Below are 16,543 nucleotides of genomic sequence, written 5' to 3'. Positions count from 1 at the left end.
ACGTGCGGCAACAGCTCGAATCAGCAGGATCTCAACTGTTTCTGCCGAGTTGTCTGATCCATCCGCGGGTATCGGCCGGATCGATGACGTCGTCCAGTTCGAACGTGGTCGCCGCCATCAGCGCCTTGCCCTGTGCGTAGGCCAGTTCCACGAACTGACCGAACAGCGTTTCCCGAGCCACCGGATCTTCGACGGACTCGAGTTCCTTGCGGAAACCGAGACGCACAGCACCTTCCAGACCCATCGGCCCGATCTCGCCCGTCGGCCACGCGATCGTGAACTCGGGGGCGTGGAAGGAACCACCGGCCATTGCCATGGCGCCCAACCCGTAACCCTTGCGCAGGATGATCGTTCCGAACGGCACGGTGAGGCGAGCACCGGCAACGAAGAACCTGCCGAACCTTCGAACCGTCGCCTCCTCCTCCGAATCCGGGCCCACCATGAATCCCGGTGTGTCGCACAGCGTCACCAGAGGGATGCGGTGCGCTTCGAGCAGTTCCAGGAAATCCGAAGCCTTGTCCGAGGCTTCCGCGTCGATCGCGCCGCCGAGATGCTCGCTGCTGTTCGCCAGCACACCGTACGGAACTCCTTCGACACGAACGAGTGCGGTTACTACACCGCGTCCGTAGTCTCGACGCAGTTCCAGGACGCTGTCGACGTCCGCGATTGCGTCGATCGCTCCACGAACGTCGTACGAGCGCAGGCGATTCTCCGGCACCACATGCCGCGAGAGCCGCGGATCCGGAGCGGTCCACTCTCCGCTCGCACCCTGGAAGTAGCCGAGGTACTGCTTGGCCAGCGCCACCGCATGAGCGTCGTCGTCAGCGACCAGGTGTACGACGCCGTTGCGGCGCTGCACGTCGATGGGGCCGATGTCCTCGGGGCGAAAGTTTCCGAGCCCGCCGCCCTCGACCATGGCAGGACCACCCATCCCGATGTTGGCGTCCGGTGTCGCGATCAGGACGTCGCACGCGCCGGCCAGGGCCGCGTTGCCTGCGAAACAGCGCCCGGACACGACGGCGACCATGGGCACCCGCCCGCTCAGCGCCGCCATGGCGCGGAAGGTTCCCAGCTCGAGGCCCGCCCCGGCGCCGGCGTCGGTGTCACCGGGGCGACCGCCGCCACCTTCCGCGAACAGCACCACCGGAACTCGCTTGCGATCGGCGATCTCGAGCAGGCGGTCGGTCTTGGCGTGATTGCGCATGCCCTGGGTACCGGCGAGCACCGAGTAGTCGTACGAGATCACGACGCTCTCGCCGCCGCTGATGGTCGCCACTCCGCCGATCAACCCGTCGGCAGGAGTGTTGGCGATCAGGTCTTCCTCGCTTCGCCGACTCCGCTGCGCCGCCAGCGCGAGAGCGCCGTACTCGACCAGGCTGTCGTCGTCGACCAGGTCGTAGACGTTCTCGCGAGCAGTCCGGCGTCCCAGCTTGTGACGCTTCGCCACGGCTGCGGGCCGGGCCGGGTCCAGGGTCACCTCGTGGCGAGCGATGATCTCCGCGAGATCGGGACGCACGTCGTCGAGGTCCACCTCGTCGACCTCAGCGAGCTTCGATCCCGCGCTTGCACTACGGACGACGAGCAACGGTTCGCCCGCACCCACCGACCTCCCCGGTGACGACAGGACCCGGACCACTTCGAGATCACCGGGCGCCGAGAGAACATGCTGCATCTTCATCGCCTCGAGGACGGCAACCTGGCCACCCGCATGGACGCCGTCACCGACTGCCGCGAGTTCGACGACGATGCCCGCCATCTGTGCACGGACCACATCCTCGTCCGGTGCCACGTCCACAGACGAGGAGGGCGTTTGTGGGCCAACGTCGGGGACGAGGTCCGCCAATCGAGAACCCAACCAGTCGACGTCGACCAGGCCGTCGCGGAAGTCCTTGTCCGACAGTATTGCCTGCAGGAACTCGATGTTGGTCGCTACGCCGTCGATGGCGAACTCACTCAAAGCGGCAATCGACTTGCGCACCGCGGCAGGGAAATCCGATCGACGCGTGTGGGTGATCACCTTTGCCAAGAGCGAATCGTAACGCGCACTCGGCGAGAGTCCGACCGTACCGAAGGTGTCCACTCGCACGCCGGGCCCGCCCGGAGGAGTGAAGTTGTCGAGCGTGCCCGACGAGGGCAACGCATTGCCGTCCGGCGTCATGGTTTCCATGTTGACGCGGGTCTGGATCGCGATTCCCGAAGCGTTTGCCACGGATCCGACTGTCTCCGAGCCCTTCTCGACAGCGATGATCCCTGTTGGCAAGTCCAAGTTCTCGAACGGAACTCCGTCCGCGATCGCGAGCTGCACGGAGACGAGGTCGACTCCGGTGACCTCCTCGGTCACCGTGTGCTCCACCTGAATTCGGGGATTGACCTCGAGGAAGACGAAGCCGCGTTCCTCGACGAGGAACTCGACCGTCGCGATGCCGCGGTAGCCGACCTCGGCGCACAGCCTCGCCGCCGCAGCGTGAAGACGATCGCGCAGGGCCCCCGACAGCCCCTGCGCGGGCGCAACCTCGATCAACTTCTGATGGCGACGTTGGACGCTGCAATCGCGGTCACCCAGAGCGAGCGCGTGGGTTCCACCTTGCCCCGGTGCCGCCACGATCTGCACTTCGATGTGCCGAGCGTGCTCACTGAGTACCTCGGCGAACAGTGCCGAACTGCCGAATCCCGACTGGGCTTCGGCCGCACACACACGGTACGCGTCGTCGAGTGCTTTCGGGTCACGCACCGCGCGCATGCCGCGGCCACCGCCGCCGCTGAGCGCCTTGATCATGATCCCGCGGGAATTGCGCTCGAAGAATTCACGCACCTCGTCGAGGTCGGCGTTCGCCGATGTCGACGGCAGGACCGGCACTCCTGAGTCGACAGCCGCGGTGCGGGCACTGGCCTTGTCGCCGAAAGTCCGGAGAACCTGGGCGTCCGGGCCGACGAAGACGATGCCCGCCTCGGTACACGCCTGCGCGAATTCGGCGTTCTCACTGAGGAACCCGTAACCCGGGTGCACGTGCGTGGCGCCTGTTTCGGCCGCGATCTTCAGCAAAGCCCCCTGATCGAGATACGCGGATGCGCCCGACGCTCCGAGCGGCACCGACTCCGTGGCCGCCGCGACGTGCGGACTGGACGCGTCGTCCTCGGCGTACACCGACACCGTCTCGATCCCGAGTTCACGGGCAGTTCGAATGATCCGCAGCGCAATTTCGCCGCGGTTCGCAATCAGCAGTCTCACTTGTCCCCCTGAGTGCGCTCGAACAGATCGCCCTTGCGCACCTTTCCTGTCGCTGTCATCGGAAGCGCCTCGAGCACTTCCACTTCGGGCACCTTGTACGTGGCCATGTTCTCCTTCGCCCACGAGACGATCTCGTCGGCCGCAGTGTCGGAACCCTCGACCAGTTGGACAAACGCAAAAGCCACCTGCCCCTTGTCCGGGTCCGGTTTCGGCACCACCGCAGCCTTTTCGATCGCCGGGTGCAGCATGAGCAGCGCTTCCACCTCGGAGGGAAAGACACTCATGCCGTTGGTCTTGATCATTTCCTTGTTCCGCGCCAAATAGTGCAAACCGCCACGCTCACTGAACTTTCCGACGTCACCGGTCTGCAGCCAGCCGTCACGGATGGCGTCGGCGGTGGCCGCCTCGTTGCGGTAGTACGCGGAAAGGATGGATGGGCTGCGCACGATGATCTGCCCGTGCTCGCCGACGGGAACCGGCCTGCCGTCGTGATCGACGATCAGAACGTCGGTGCCGGGCACCGGAATTCCGCAGAACACCGGCTCGCTTTTCAGGTCGTAGTCGCCGTCTTGGAAGCCGAGGGTGATCGTGTCCGCGGTGTGGGTTTCGGTCATGCCGTAGCTCGCTTCGCGCAGAACGCCGCCGGTAGCCTCGCGCCACCGCTGGCGCGTGGCCGGATCGAGTTTGAGAACGAACGAAACTGCCATGACCTTCTGGAGTGTCGAGAGATTTCGCTCCGCGAATCCTGGCGTGTCCATCAGTTCGACGTAATTGTCGACAGTTCCGACCAGCGAGGTCACGCCGTAAGCCTCGACAGCGTCGAGCGTGGTCTCCGCATCCCAACGATTCAGCAGGACCACGGTTCCGCCGTTGACGAGCGGAACCAGGATGCCGAAGTCCTCACCTGCGATCCAGAAGATCGGCAAGAACACCAGGGACACCGGCGGATTGGCACCCACCTGGTCACCGCCCGCAAGCGTCGCGGTGGCCGCGGTGTAAACCATGTGGCGCTGAGTGTGCTCACAGCCCTTGGGCATTCCCGTCGTTCCGCCCGTGTAGTTCAGGGCGGCGAGGGAATCGAGTTCGGTGGCGACAGGAGTCGCCCGCTCACTGGTGATGATCGACTGCCAGTCGCTCAGGCGCGGATCGTCGACCTCGAAGGGCAGTTCGACGGTCGGGATCGCCGTCAGCATGTCCGACACTGCAGTCTTCGCGACGTGTTCGAGTGGAGTCTGTGAGCGAACCTTCTTCACCAACTTCGAGAAGGTGTTCTGCGTCAGTAGGACCTTGACGCCGGCATCGTTGAGTTCGTGAATCAATTCGTGTTCACGGAAGAGTGGATTGATCGGCACGTGAACCGCACCGACCTTGAGAATGCCGAGCATCGCGATATGGAACTGAGGGCAATTGACCAGGTGAACGCCGACGCGATCGCCGCGTTCGACTCCGAGTGACAGCAGCCATCCGGCAAAACGATCCGAAAGCTCGTCGTATTCGGAATACGTGATGACCCGGCCGTAGAAGACGATGGCAGGACTATCCGGCCGCTCGATCGCCCAATGCCGCAAGTAATCGACAAGTCCCCCACCTTCGAGCGGATACTCGACGGCGCGGGGAATGCCGGCGGGCCAATGCGCTTGTTGCAGCGCAGAGATCTCCGCCAGAGCCGCTTCGAGCACGTCTTGTTCTGCCACCGATCACTCCATTCGTAAAAGAACTCTATTTCGACTCTTCGAACCCGATCAACCGCTCGGACATCGTCGTCATATCTGCAATGAACTGGTTCTGCTCTTCGACACTCGCCTTACTCAGTCGTGCTCCACCGGCCATCTGTGCATCCGAGATCATCTGAACGAGCACCGGAGGCGAAACGCAGGGATCTACGTCGTGAACCTGTCGAATCCGTTCGACAAAGCGGACGTAGCGGCTCACGAGCTTTTCGCGAACCGCCGACCAACTGCGCTCGACCTCGGAATCCACCCGCGCCCGATGCTCGATCACCGCGAGCAGGTCACCGTAGGTGTACACGGCCGTGATGAACGCCGACGTGGTCGTTCGGAGAACTTCGCGTAGATCCTCGGCCGCCGGGCCCTCCATGTGCTGAGCGTCGAGGAAGCGTCGGCACATCATCTCGGCGACGGCGCGGAAGACCTCGTCCTTCGACGAGAAGTACGCGTAGAAGGTCGCCCGGGACACATCAGACCTGGTCGTGATCGTCTCGACGGTCACGGAGTCGTATCCGAGTTCACCGAAGCAGAGGGCAGCGGTATCGAGCAGTCCGGCACGGCGTGGACCGTCGCCGAGCTTGCGGGCGGTCCGCGCTCGCTCCTGCGTTTCGCTGGTGGTCACCGTCACAGTGTGTGTTGACGTTGACGTCAATGTCAAGAACCGCAGCCCCGACGACCGACTTCGGCCTTTTGTTCGGGTTGCCCTTTCACAGCCCATATATCGGGTGTAAGACTCTGCCTCTAATGTTTTTCGCCTTTCCCAGAAGGAGTCAATTCCGTGCCGGAAGAATCCGCCTCGCCCTCCTATTCCACAATCAAGGAAACAGTTGCAGCTTTGATGCCGGCACTGGAGTCGGAACTCGTCGAACTTGTTCGTATTCCGTCGATAGCAACAGAAGGTTTCCCCAGCGAGCCCCTGTTCGAGGCTCACGACCTGATCGTTTCTCTATTGGAGAAGTCCGGAGTCACGAAGATAGAGAAACTCGAAATAACAGGTAAAACTGCGCCGGTCATCATTGCAACAGTTCCCGGTCCAGAGGGAGCCCCGACCGTATTGATGTATTCGCATTACGACGTCGTTCCCGCCGACGACGTCGAACTCTGGGATTCACCGCCTTTCGAACCGAGCAAGCGTGACGGCGCGATTTACGGCCGCGGTACGGCAGATTCGAAGGCAAACGTCATCGGCATGATCGGCGCGCTTCGCGTCTTCGACGGAAAGCCGCCAGTGACGGTCAAGCTCGTCATCGAAGGCCAGGAAGAATTCGGCAGCCCCTTCGACAACTATCCGCCGGAAGCCCCCGAATTGTTTGCGGCCGACGCAATGGTCATCGCCGACGTCGGGAGCGTTCGACCCGGATCACCGACCCTGACCGTCGCACTGCGCGGATCGGCCCAGGTGATCGTCGAACTCACCACTCTCGGAGCCGACAAGCACAACGGCCTCTACGGCGGCGCCGCACCGGACGCCCGCCTCGCGCTCATCCGCGCACTGGCGTCGCTGCACGACGACAACGGTGACGTGGCGATCGACGGCCTCCTGCGCGAACCGTGGACCGGCAGTTCATACACCGAGGACGAGTTCCGCACCCTCGCCGAGATCCAAGACGGGCTTCCGCTGCTCGGAACCGGCGGCATCGGCGAACGCATCTGGTCGGGCCCGGCCATCACCGTGACGGGAATCGACGCTCCCCCTGTGGACGGTGCGGTCAACGCCGTCGCAAGCACTGCCCGCGCCGTGATCAATCTGCGCGTACACCCGCGCCAACCTGCCATCGAGGCGCAGGCTGCTCTGGTCCGGCACCTGGAAGCCCTGCGCCCCTTCGGTTTACAACTGACTGTCACCGCGGGAGAAACCGGCGACGGGTTTGCGGCAGCCGAAGGTGGACCGGCCTTCGACGCGGCATTGTCTGCATTATCGCAGTCGTGGGGTGAGCCGGCCGGGCTGATGGCAGGCGGCGGCTCGATCCCCCTCGTGATGGCCTTGGATACAGCAGTGCCCACCGCCGAGAAGCTGTTGTTCGGCGCCACCGACGGTTACGCGAACATCCACGGCCCCAACGAACGCGTCCTGCTCGACGAGCTCGAGAAGGCCGTCGTCGCCAAAGCACTGTTCTTCCAGGAGTACGCACACACCTTCGAGGGGAAGAAATGAGCACCGAGACCGATACGGGATCCGCGCAAACGCCCGCCAAGAAGAAGTTCGAGTTTCCCGGTGCGGTCACGATGCTCGCGATCGTCACCATTCTGGTCTGGGTTGCGGCACTGTTCATTCCGGCCGGACGCTTCGGCGTCGACGTGGACGGCTCACCCGTTCCCGGCAGCTTCGAGACCGTCACGTCTCCGCTCTCGTTCTGGGAACGAATCCAGCAACTGATCCTCTCCCCCGTGAACGGCCTGTACGGCGTACAGGATTCGATCACCGGGTTCGTCGACACCGACAACATCGGACGGCTCTTCGGTTCGGTCGGCGTAGTCCTCTTCATCATGGCGCTCGGTGCGTTCATCTCGGTCAGCTTTGCCACCCGCAGCCTGGAAACCGCTGTCTCCCAGCTGGCTACCAAGCTCAGCGACAAGGGCTGGTTGCTCATCACCGTCATCATGGTGCTGTTCTCGCTGCTCGGTTCGACAATGGGCTTCTCGGTCGAGACGTTCGGCTTCTACGCCCTGCTCATCCCGCTGATGACGGCACTGGGTTACGACCGCATGGTCGCGGCCACCATGATCATCCTCGGCGCTCTGGTCGGAAACATGGCGTCGACCGTCAATCCGTTCTCGATCGGCGTCGCCTCCGGTGAGGCAGGCGTCTCCATCGGTGACGGCATCGTACTGCGCGTGATCCTGTGGATCGTATTGACCGCTGTGGCAGTGGTATTCGTTCTCCGCTACGCCGCAAAGGTGAAGAAGGATCCGTCCAAGTCGCTTGTCGGTTTCGACATCGCGGACGCCGAAGACGAAGAGCCGGCTGAGCCGGTGGACATCGACGGCAAGCTCACCGGAACTCAGAAGCTGGTACTGCTCATCACCGGACTCACCTTCGGACTGATGATCTTCTCCGTCATCCCGTGGTCGAGCATCTTCGGCGCCACCACCGGTCCGGCCGAGTACGACGCGTACCACGTCACGGCAACCGAGCCCTACTGGTTCGAGTTGAACTGGTGGTTCCCGCAATTGGCGATGCTGTTCATCCTCGCCGCCGTTCTCGTCGGCATAGTCGCGAAGATGGGTGAGAAGAAAATCGTCTCCCTGATCACGCGTGGAGCCGGCGACATGGTCGGACCGGCGATCGTCATCCTGCTCGCTCGCGGCGTCTCGGTGATCATGACCAACACCGAAACCCTCGACACCATCCTCAACGCGATGGAGCAATTGGTCAGCGGCGCTTCGGCGGGGGTCTTCGCGATCCTGGTGATGCTCGTCAACATCCCGCTGGCGTTCCTGATCCCGTCCAGTTCCGGTCACGCCACCCTGGCGATGCCGCTGCTCGCACCGCTGGGCGACTTTGCCGGAGTCAGCCGAGCACTCGTCATCACCGCCTTCCAGATGGGCCACGGCCTGATGCTGATGGTTGCCCCGACCAACGTCGTCGTTGTCGGCGGGTTGGCCATGGCGAAGGTCGGCTACGACAAGTTCCTGCGCTTCGTCTGGCCACTGCTACTGATCAACTTCGTGATCGTTGTCGTGGTGATCGGCGCAGCAGCGGTATTCGAGTAGTTCAAGCGTGGTGGGCCTCGCGTGCCGCCGTCTCCAGACGGTCGGTGTACTCGGCCCACCACGCCTCATCACCGGGAGCCAGATTGTTGTGGCCCGCCTTCATCCCAGCGGCGCCGTCGATCAGCTCCCGCACGATGTCCGCGTGGCCGGCGTGCCGATGGATCTCGGTGACAACGTGAACGAGTATCCGGTGCAATATGACGTCGCGACGATCCTCCGGCCAGTGCTTCACGAAGCCGGGGGCGTCCAGATCGTGCTCCTCGATCGTGGCGTCGGCGAAAGCCCAGGTGCGGCGATAGGTTTCGACGATGTCGGCAGTGGACTCGTCGGCGCGGGCCCACATGTCGACGTTGAGTTCCTCCGAACGCAACCACGCGGGGAGATCGGGAACCCGACGGCCGAACGTAGGACCGAAATACCCGAGCTCGACGCCGATCATGTGTTTGACCAGACCCAACAAGTTGGTCCCTGTCCGGGTCATCGGGCGCCGAATGTCATACTCCGACAGCCCGTCGAGCTTCCAGACGAGCGCATCACGTGCTGCCTGCAGGTACCGCTGGAGATCTTCCTTTTCCGAGTTGGTGGTCATGAAACCAACCTAAACCGAGTGGAGCAGACATTGACAGCGGTCGAGGATCTGACCGAGGTTGCCTCCCGGGCCGTCGCCGCCGAGCGTGACGCCCGGTCGGTGCGCTGGCACAACCCGGCAGCCGTCCGCAAGGCTGCCGCGGCCGTCCGTGATTCGCTCGACGACGAACGATCAGCGCTGAGCCGACCGTCGTACAGCGGGTTGTCGCCGTCGCCGCACATGGCGCGCCAACTCGAACTGATCACGACGTTGCAGCCGCCGCTGCCCGCCGACGCCGGCATCGGCACCGCCGCGCAGGCCGAGGCCGACGCCGTCGCCGCGGTGACCACCGCACGGATAGCCTTGCGCGCCGCCCACCTTGCGGTTCTCGAAGCACGCGTCGCCGCGCTCGATGCCGGTGACACCGATACCGTCGCCGCCGCGATCCGTGGTTACGTCCCGCTGAACTCGGGCAACCCCGTCGTCCGGCATGTGCAGGATCTCGGCTCCCGGATCCGTGAGGAAGCACGGCACGTGGTGAGTGGTAAGCCTCGGTCGATCGCTTTTCGGCTGGGGCTGAGCCTCGGAATGGGCTTGGCGTACCTGGCATTCATTCGCCTCTTCCAGTGGGACACCAAGGAAGATCGACTGCCTTACCTTGCGCTGTATGCACTCTCGGGTGTGGTCGGAAGCGTCGTGTGCACCAATGCGCTCAGCTTCGACGCCGGCCGCGTGCGCGCTGCGTTGTCCGGTGGAACGAGGCTCTGGCACGTGCTCGTCGCGAAAAACGCGGTGATGCTGCTCCTCGTCGGCAGCGCCGGGTTCCTGCTCAGCGCCGTCCTCGCGTGGCGCTCCGGAAGCAGTGCTGACCTGGTGAAGGCGTGCGGCCAGGTGCTGACCATGATCCTGCTCTGGTTGGGGGTCGCGAACGTGATGTCGGTGAGCTTGCCGCTGCGGGCAGAACCGATGACGGCGCGGCGCCACGACGGCACGTGGAAGCAGTTCCTGCTGTCCTTCGTCATCTCGTACGGTGTCGGACTGATCGTCAATCTGATGCTCTACTGGCGCGTCTGGGCAAAGACGACGCTGCTCGAGCAGATGGGCGGTCCGTGGATTCCGGTCCTGCTGCTCCTCGCGAGCGCGGCCGCGACGTGGCTGTTGCTGACCGTGCTGGCCGTACTCCTGGCCGAGCAACCGCGCTTCCGTCGCGCCTTGCACCGGGAGATGGTGGTCTACCGCGAAGAAACCAACCACTTGCAGGCGACCATTCAGCACAATTCCGGCTAATGTAGCCGTGCGTGGCTGATCCGGGCACGTCGCGAGTACACGCAGTGTCGAGGAAGGCGTGACCCATCATGTCCGTAAAGCCTGGCGCGGCCGCCACAACGGCCGCCGTGAGCACCGCCTCCTGGCTACCACTCATCGTGGTGGTCCTCACCCAGATTCAGGCGTCGTTCGCCGTCAACGCCCTGACCGTCTCGATGGCCGGCATCACCACCGATCTCGACACGCCCGCAACAAGTGTCGGCACCGCGATCACCGCGGGCACCTTCGCCATGGCTGCCTTCATTCTGTTGGGGGCCAAGATCGGCGCCCGTTACGGAACGCGTCTGGTCTTCCAGATTGCCGTCGCGATTCACGGCCTCGCAATGGCCGCGGTCGCCCTGAGTCAGAGCCCGGCAATGCTGTTCGTGGCCCAAGCTGCATCCGGCGCCGTGATCGCCCTCATCGCTCCCGCATTGACGGTCTTCATCGCCACGAACTTCAGTGGCGATCAGCAGGCAAAGGCCATCGGTTACCTGGCAGCAGCAATCCCGGCGGCCGGTGTGCTTGCGCTGCTCATCGCCGGTTCCTTCGCGACGACGATCGGGTGGCGATACTCGTTCGCCCTCGTCGTGGCTCTCGCGGTGGTCAACCTGATCCTGAGCTTCCGGGTCAAACCTGTTCCCCCGCAGAAGGACATCACCATCGACTGGGCCGGCGCCGCCATTGCTGCCGTTGCCGTCATCCTGCTCAGCTTCGGTTTCAGCGGCCTGAACTCGTGGGGCGTCATCCTGGCCACCGACGCTGCGCCGTTCTCGGTCATCGGTGTTTCACCCGCGGCCATCCTGATCGTCCTCGGCACCATCTGCGCGCAGGGATTCTTCCAGTGGACGCGAAGCCGCAAGGCGCAGAACAAGCCTCAGCTCTTCAACCTCGACGTCCTCAAGACCGGCGCCGAGCGCGCCACCACGATTTGCATGGCGACGATGATGTTCGTGGGAACCGCGGCCAACTTCCTCATTCCGCTGTACATGCAGATCATCCAGGGCCGCAGCAGCTTGCAGACGTCGTTCTCGATCATCCCGTACACACCTTCGATCTTCATCGCGAGCACCGTCGTCGCGCGTCTGTACAAGACGTACTCCCCGCGTCTGATCGCACGAGCCGGGTTCGTCGTCGTTGCCGCTGGACTCATCCTGTTGGCCTTCACCATTCGTGGCGACTGGCATCAGATCTTTGTCGTCATCGGACTGATCACCCTCGGCCTCGGGCAGGGCGCCATCGTTGCGCTGGTGTTCAACACCCTCCTCACCGCAGCCCCCAAGGAACTGGCCGGCGACGTCGGCGCCTGGCGAGGACTGGTACACAACATGTCCGGCAGCGTCGGCATCGCGGTGGCCAGCGTGTTCGCCGTCGGAATCCTGGGTACCCTCGTCAGCTCGCAGCTGATCGACAACCCCACCATCCCGGCATCGCTCAAGGTCGAATCCGGGATCAATCTCGACCAGGTCAACTTCGTCCCCAACGATCAACTCGTCGTGACGCTCGAAAACACCTCCGCGACACAGGCACAGATCGACGAAGCCATCCGGATCAACACCGAAGCGCGCTTGCGCGCCCTGCGAACCTCGCTACTCGTCCTCGCCGGACTCTCCCTGCTCGCCATCATTCCGGCCGGCCGCATGCCCGACGAAGTACCTGCTCTGGAAGAACCGCAACCCACGAAGGGCAAGAAGTAACCGATGTCCAACCAAGACCAATTCGGTCCGATCGAATACGTTGCTGTCGAGTTTCCCGGCGGTGCACCGACCTCCGCAGGATTCGAGCAGCTGCTCACTCTCGTCGACTCCGGCGTGATCCGCATCCTCGACCTCGAGTTCGTCACCAAAGCCGCCGATGGATCAGTGGCCGTCGTACCGGCATCGACCTTCGAACTCGCAGATTTCGATCTGGCGCAGTTCGACGGCGCAGCCTCCGGACTGCTCGACGCCGGCGACATCGCCGCCGTTGGTGACGAGTTGGCCACCGGTAGTGTTGCCGCCGTGCTCGTTTACGAGGAACTGGCCATACTGCCGGTGATCGACGCGTGGACACGCAGCGGCGCAAAGATTGTCACCGAAGGTCACCTGAGCTTGGACGAACTTGCCACCGCACTCGACAACACCGCACCAGGCAATACGGAGAAGGACGCATGAGTTTCTTGAGGCGAGCCGGCCGGGTAGCCGTCGCAAGCTCCATTCACGGCAATGTTCAGCGCCGTCAGCGGACCCGTTGGGCCGCCGAAGATCAGGCTCGCGCAGCGCAGGCCCAGCCGGTGCCGCCGATTCCCGATCTACCACCCCTGCCACCGCAGGCAGCTCCGGCAGCATCGATGGACTTGAAGCTCGAACAGCTCACCAAGCTGGGCGAACTCAAGAATGCGGGAGTATTGACCGAGGCCGAGTTCGAGACCCAGAAGGCACGTATTCTCGCCTGACCTAGCTGCGCCTCCCGAGTGCAAAAGCCATGACGGGAAGCTGCGTCGTCGCGAGATTCAACAGAGATGCCACTCGCGCATCCGTGAATCCTGCGATGGCGCAGCCCGCAAGTCCCATCGCCTCGGTCACGAGGTACAGATTCTGAACCAGCACACCGGCATCCACGTGCATCGTGCGGTAGTGCCGCATCGCGTACTTCTCGAGCGGAGCTTCGACGTCGGCGACCACAAACAGAAGAACCGGGAACACGTCGACGAACTCGGGTTGGAGAAGGCTCGCTCGAAGGTGCTCTCGCACGTCGCCTGGCCGGACAGCTTCGGCACGGCCTCGGGCATATCGGTATACCCCGACTCCGAGCTCGTCTCCGGGTCGGCTGAGAACAAACGACAGCGTCAGTTCGCGCATCCCGCCCGCCGTCGGGCTGCTGACAAGGCTGTGGTGCAACACGTTTGACAGCTCGCCTGCTCGGAGTGCCGTCTGTGCGGGGTCGTAGCGGCTCCGTCGTGCCTGCAAGACGTCCGCGAACCCGCAGGCCGGCAGTGGCGTCGCGGCCGGCAGTTCCACGGATTCACACGTCACCGGCGGCAGTGCGTGCTCGTCGAACGGTAGCTCCGACGGACTCACCGTCCGGTCCAACACTGCATGCAGCGATACGACGGCCTCGATTCGCTCGAGTGCGGTCACGAACCCGGGTGCAGCAGGCGAGACACCTCGCCGGCCCCGTCGATCGAGACCAACTCGCCGGCGAACCACGCCTCCGGAACGGCAAAGATCGCATTCGACGCCGCGGCGGGGGTTCCGGCAAATGCCGTCCGCGCAGCATCCAGGGTGGATTCCCGAGCCGACTCGGTGGAGTAGACGACGAGGACAGCCTTCGGCGACTTCGCGAGCACCGATTCCGTGGCTACCTGGCCGAAGTACTTTCCGTCGGGAAGGTCGTTCTCGAAAAGATTGCTTCCCCCGGCGGCCTCGAGCACACTGCTGTAGAGGCCCCTGGCCAGAGCATAGGACTGTCCCTCCGAAACCTGAACCATCACAGTGGGAACCGGCTCCTGCCCGGCGACAGATGCCTCGGTTGCTGCGAGGGACTTCTTGCCGTCGGCCAGGAGGGTTGCTGCCGCGTCACTTGTTCCGGTCAAGGCGCCGAGACCGTCGAGGTCGGACCAGACGTCGTCGATCCGCCCCTCGGTGACGGCCTTGTGGCAGTAGCCGCTGTTCACGAAGATCGGGATGCCGAGGTCACGCAATTCGTCCATGGTCTGCAATCGGTCACCGTCGAACCAGTATTCCCCGTCGGAGACGATCAGATCCGGACGGGCGTCGAGCAATGCTTCTTTCGCGGGAACTCCGGCGCTCAGTACCGGCACGGCCGCGAACTGATCAGCGAGTTCGGGGCTGGGAGGAGAGAGGTCGGTATTCGATTGTCCGACAATGCGGTCGGCGGCGCCGAGCTGAATGAGAAGTTCCGTCATCGACGGATACAGCGAGACAATCCGCTCCGCCGTCTTGGGCACCGTGACCTCGCGATCACAATTGGTGACGGTGATCTTCTCGGACGACGACGCCGCCGAATCCGCCGTGGAGTTTCCGCATGCGGCCAGTACTGCGGTGGCGGTAACGGCCGAGCACAACAGCGCGGCAGTACGTATCGAGGATTTCAAGACACTGCTTCTTTCGTGTGTAGGAGCGGAGGGGCGAACGAGAGCAGGGGGCGCCCGGTCAACGGATGAGTGCCGAGATGCACCTGAACCCCGAATACTTCGGACAGCAGGTCCTCGGTGAGGACCTCGGCCGTTGGTCCTGTCGCGACAACTACCCCGCCGGAGAGCAGACAGACGTAGTCGCAATACGCTGCGGCCAAGGCGAGTTCATGGATCGCGACAATCGTCGTGGTACCGAGTTCGGCGACCAATTCCATCAATTCGAGTTGAGCACGGATGTCGAGGTGGTTGGTGGGCTCGTCCAGGACCAGCACCGACGGTTGTTGAGCGATCGCCCGGGCCAACATCACACGCTGCTTTTCTCCGCCGGACAGTTCGGCGAAGAGACGTGATCCAAAGCCCTGCATGCCGGTTCGCACCAGTGCTGCGCTGACGATGTCTCGGTCGATCTCGCCGAGTCGAGAGAACGCGCTGTGATGCGGCGTCCGACCCGTTGCAACCACCTCGCGGACACTGAACGAGAAATCGGATGAATGCTCTTGCCCCACAACACCGATGATGCGTGCCGCCGATCGAGGTGAGAGATCGTCCCAAACATTCACCTCGTCCACCTTCACGATTCCGCTTCGAGGCTTCATCGAGCGATACAACGCGCGCAGGAGGGAGGACTTTCCACTGCCGTTCGGTCCGACGAGTCCGACCACGCTTCCCTCGGGCGCTTCGAGGTCTACACCCGAAACCACGAGGCGTCCGCCCCGAACGACGTGAATTCCGCTGGCCGACAATCTCATGACTGCGCACCGCCGTCCCGTCGAAGCAACCAGAGGAAGAACGGTGCACCCAATCCGGCGGTGATGATCCCGAGTGGTAATTCGTTGGGCGCATCCAACATCCGAGCCGCAAGATCGACGATCACCAGGAAGGTGGCACCAACCAACGCGGTCGCGGGGAGCAGCTTGCCGTGATCGGAACCGACCAGAAGTCGTACGGCGTGCGGCACGAGCAGCCCCACGAAACCGATTCCCCCGGCGACGGATACGACAACCGCGGTCAGCAACGACGCGATCACCAGTAGTAGCAACCTGGTACGGCGCACGTCCACGCCGACCGATTGCGCGCTCTCGTCTCCCATGGCCAACGCGTTGAGTTGGCGCGATTGTGTCAACAGAATTGCCGCACAGACGGTGATCACCGCGGCGGGCACACCGAGATCCGACCAACTGGCCCCGCTCACCGAGCCCAGCAACCAGAAGAGCACTCCCGAAAGCTGACTCGGATCGGCGCGCAACTGCACAAAACTTGTTGCAGCCGAGAGCAGATAGCCGATGGCAACTCCGGCCAGGACCATGCGCAGCGGGACGAGCATTCCCTCTCGCCGACCCAGTACGAGAACCGCGATCAGGGAGACCATGGCCCCCAGGAAGGCTGCCACCGGGACACCGATCGACAGGCCGGTGCCGATGCCGGTCGTCATGATCAGTACTGCACCGAAGGATGCTCCGGAACCCACGCCCAGAATGTACGGATCGGCAATCGGGTTGCGCACCAACGCTTGCAGCACGGCGCCGGCCAACGACAATCCGGCGCCCGCCAATGCCGCAATCAGAATGCGCGGTACCCGCAATCCCCACACGATCCGATCGAGCAGCGGGTCGACCGGCGGACCACCGGCGTGCGCGTACAACACCGCGAACACGTCGGCAAAGGACACCGACGCGGCACCCGACCACACCGCGACGGTGGAGACCGCGACAAGCACAACCGCCGTGGCCAACAGAAACGGGACGTACCCGCGCTCGCCGACGGGATGTGGACGCGACGGCACTCGTCGTGCTGCCTCGCTGGTCAGCGTCATCGCACTCCTGAGTAGGTGGGGTTCGCAGTCATGAACAGGTGGATCTAAC

Annotated in this window: 14 protein-coding genes; 6 read left to right on the top strand and 8 right to left on the bottom strand. The window is 63.6% G+C overall.

The window, feature by feature from the left end; genetic code table 11:
- Window positions 1-31 precede the first annotated feature (31 nt).
- Genes KTR60_RS00580 through KTR60_RS00570 form a run of 3 tightly spaced genes read right to left on the bottom strand, consistent with a single transcriptional unit; the run spans window position 32 to window position 5,584 of the window.
- Complete coding sequence (locus KTR60_RS00580) at window positions 32-3,229, bottom strand: carboxyl transferase domain-containing protein (protein ID WP_228401648.1); 3,198 nt, start codon at window positions 3,227-3,229, stop codon at window positions 32-34.
- Window positions 3,226-4,923 (bottom strand): AMP-binding protein, encoded by a 1,698-nt coding sequence (locus tag KTR60_RS00575; RefSeq protein WP_228401647.1) that lies wholly within the window; start codon window positions 4,921-4,923, stop codon window positions 3,226-3,228. Before KTR60_RS00575 ends, KTR60_RS00580 begins: the two co-directional genes overlap by 4 nt.
- Window positions 4,924-4,948: 25 nt before the next feature.
- A complete protein-coding gene (locus KTR60_RS00570; RefSeq protein WP_054832270.1) occupies window positions 4,949-5,584 on the bottom strand; it encodes a TetR/AcrR family transcriptional regulator in 636 nt (211 codons plus the stop codon).
- 150 nt (window positions 5,585-5,734) lie between these two features.
- On the opposite strand from KTR60_RS00570, the gene KTR60_RS00565 reads away from it, so the two are divergent.
- Both KTR60_RS00565 and KTR60_RS00560 read left to right on the top strand, forming a co-directional pair.
- Window positions 5,735-7,111: a M20/M25/M40 family metallo-hydrolase gene (locus tag KTR60_RS00565; protein ID WP_030535870.1), complete on the top strand. Its 1,377-nt coding sequence runs from the start codon at window positions 5,735-5,737 to the stop codon at window positions 7,109-7,111.
- Entirely contained in the window at window positions 7,108-8,670 is a 1,563-nt protein-coding gene (locus tag KTR60_RS00560) for a YfcC family protein (RefSeq protein ID WP_228401645.1), read from the top strand. Before KTR60_RS00565 ends, KTR60_RS00560 begins: the two co-directional genes overlap by 4 nt.
- 1 nt (window position 8,671) lies before the next feature.
- Here KTR60_RS00560 and KTR60_RS00555 read toward each other — a convergent pair whose 3' ends face one another.
- A complete protein-coding gene (locus KTR60_RS00555; protein WP_228401643.1) occupies window positions 8,672-9,259 on the bottom strand; it encodes a DinB family protein in 588 nt (195 codons plus the stop codon).
- Between the two features lie 18 nt (window positions 9,260-9,277).
- Here KTR60_RS00555 and KTR60_RS00550 point away from each other — a divergent pair, with 18 nt between their 5' ends.
- The 4 genes from KTR60_RS00550 to KTR60_RS00535 all read left to right on the top strand — a co-directional run bounded on the left by KTR60_RS00550 (window position 9,278) and on the right by KTR60_RS00535 (window position 12,977).
- The gene (locus tag KTR60_RS00550) at window positions 9,278-10,525 is read left to right on the top strand and encodes a hypothetical protein (RefSeq protein ID WP_042920625.1); all 1,248 of its coding nucleotides are present in this window, start codon (window positions 9,278-9,280) and stop codon (window positions 10,523-10,525) included.
- Window positions 10,526-10,593: 68 nt separating this feature from the next.
- Window positions 10,594-12,240, top strand: coding sequence for an MFS transporter (locus tag KTR60_RS00545; protein WP_228401642.1), 1,647 nt, complete (start codon window positions 10,594-10,596; stop codon window positions 12,238-12,240).
- A gap of 3 nt (window positions 12,241-12,243) precedes the next feature.
- Window positions 12,244-12,696: a DUF6325 family protein gene (locus tag KTR60_RS00540; protein WP_007735911.1), complete on the top strand. Its 453-nt coding sequence runs from the start codon at window positions 12,244-12,246 to the stop codon at window positions 12,694-12,696.
- Complete coding sequence (locus KTR60_RS00535; protein ID WP_007735909.1) at window positions 12,693-12,977, top strand: SHOCT domain-containing protein; 285 nt, start codon at window positions 12,693-12,695, stop codon at window positions 12,975-12,977. Before KTR60_RS00540 ends, KTR60_RS00535 begins: the two co-directional genes overlap by 4 nt.
- 1 nt (window position 12,978) lies before the next feature.
- Here the strand turns inward: KTR60_RS00535 and KTR60_RS00530 are convergent, their stop codons facing one another.
- From KTR60_RS00530 to KTR60_RS00515, 4 genes are read right to left on the bottom strand one after another with little or no spacing between them, the layout of a single operon-like run.
- Window positions 12,979-13,662, bottom strand: coding sequence for a SagB family peptide dehydrogenase (locus KTR60_RS00530; protein ID WP_007735907.1), 684 nt, complete (start codon window positions 13,660-13,662; stop codon window positions 12,979-12,981).
- The gene (locus tag KTR60_RS00525; RefSeq protein ID WP_054780987.1) at window positions 13,659-14,639 is read right to left on the bottom strand and encodes an ABC transporter substrate-binding protein; all 981 of its coding nucleotides are present in this window, start codon (window positions 14,637-14,639) and stop codon (window positions 13,659-13,661) included. The genes KTR60_RS00530 and KTR60_RS00525 overlap by 4 nt, the downstream gene beginning before the upstream one ends.
- Window positions 14,636-15,430, bottom strand: coding sequence for an ABC transporter ATP-binding protein (locus KTR60_RS00520; RefSeq protein ID WP_042453274.1), 795 nt, complete (start codon window positions 15,428-15,430; stop codon window positions 14,636-14,638). The genes KTR60_RS00525 and KTR60_RS00520 overlap by 4 nt, the downstream gene beginning before the upstream one ends.
- Entirely contained in the window at window positions 15,427-16,494 is a 1,068-nt protein-coding gene (locus KTR60_RS00515; protein WP_228401640.1) for a FecCD family ABC transporter permease, read from the bottom strand. The genes KTR60_RS00520 and KTR60_RS00515 overlap by 4 nt, the downstream gene beginning before the upstream one ends.
- Window positions 16,495-16,543 lie beyond the last annotated feature (49 nt).

The organism is Rhodococcus sp. C1 (genome assembly GCF_020809065.1).
Classification (GTDB): domain Bacteria; phylum Actinomycetota; class Actinomycetes; order Mycobacteriales; family Mycobacteriaceae; genus Rhodococcus_F; species Rhodococcus_F qingshengii.
Note: the sequence above shows the minus strand (reverse complement) of the source record. Positions and strands in the feature narration are given on the sequence as shown.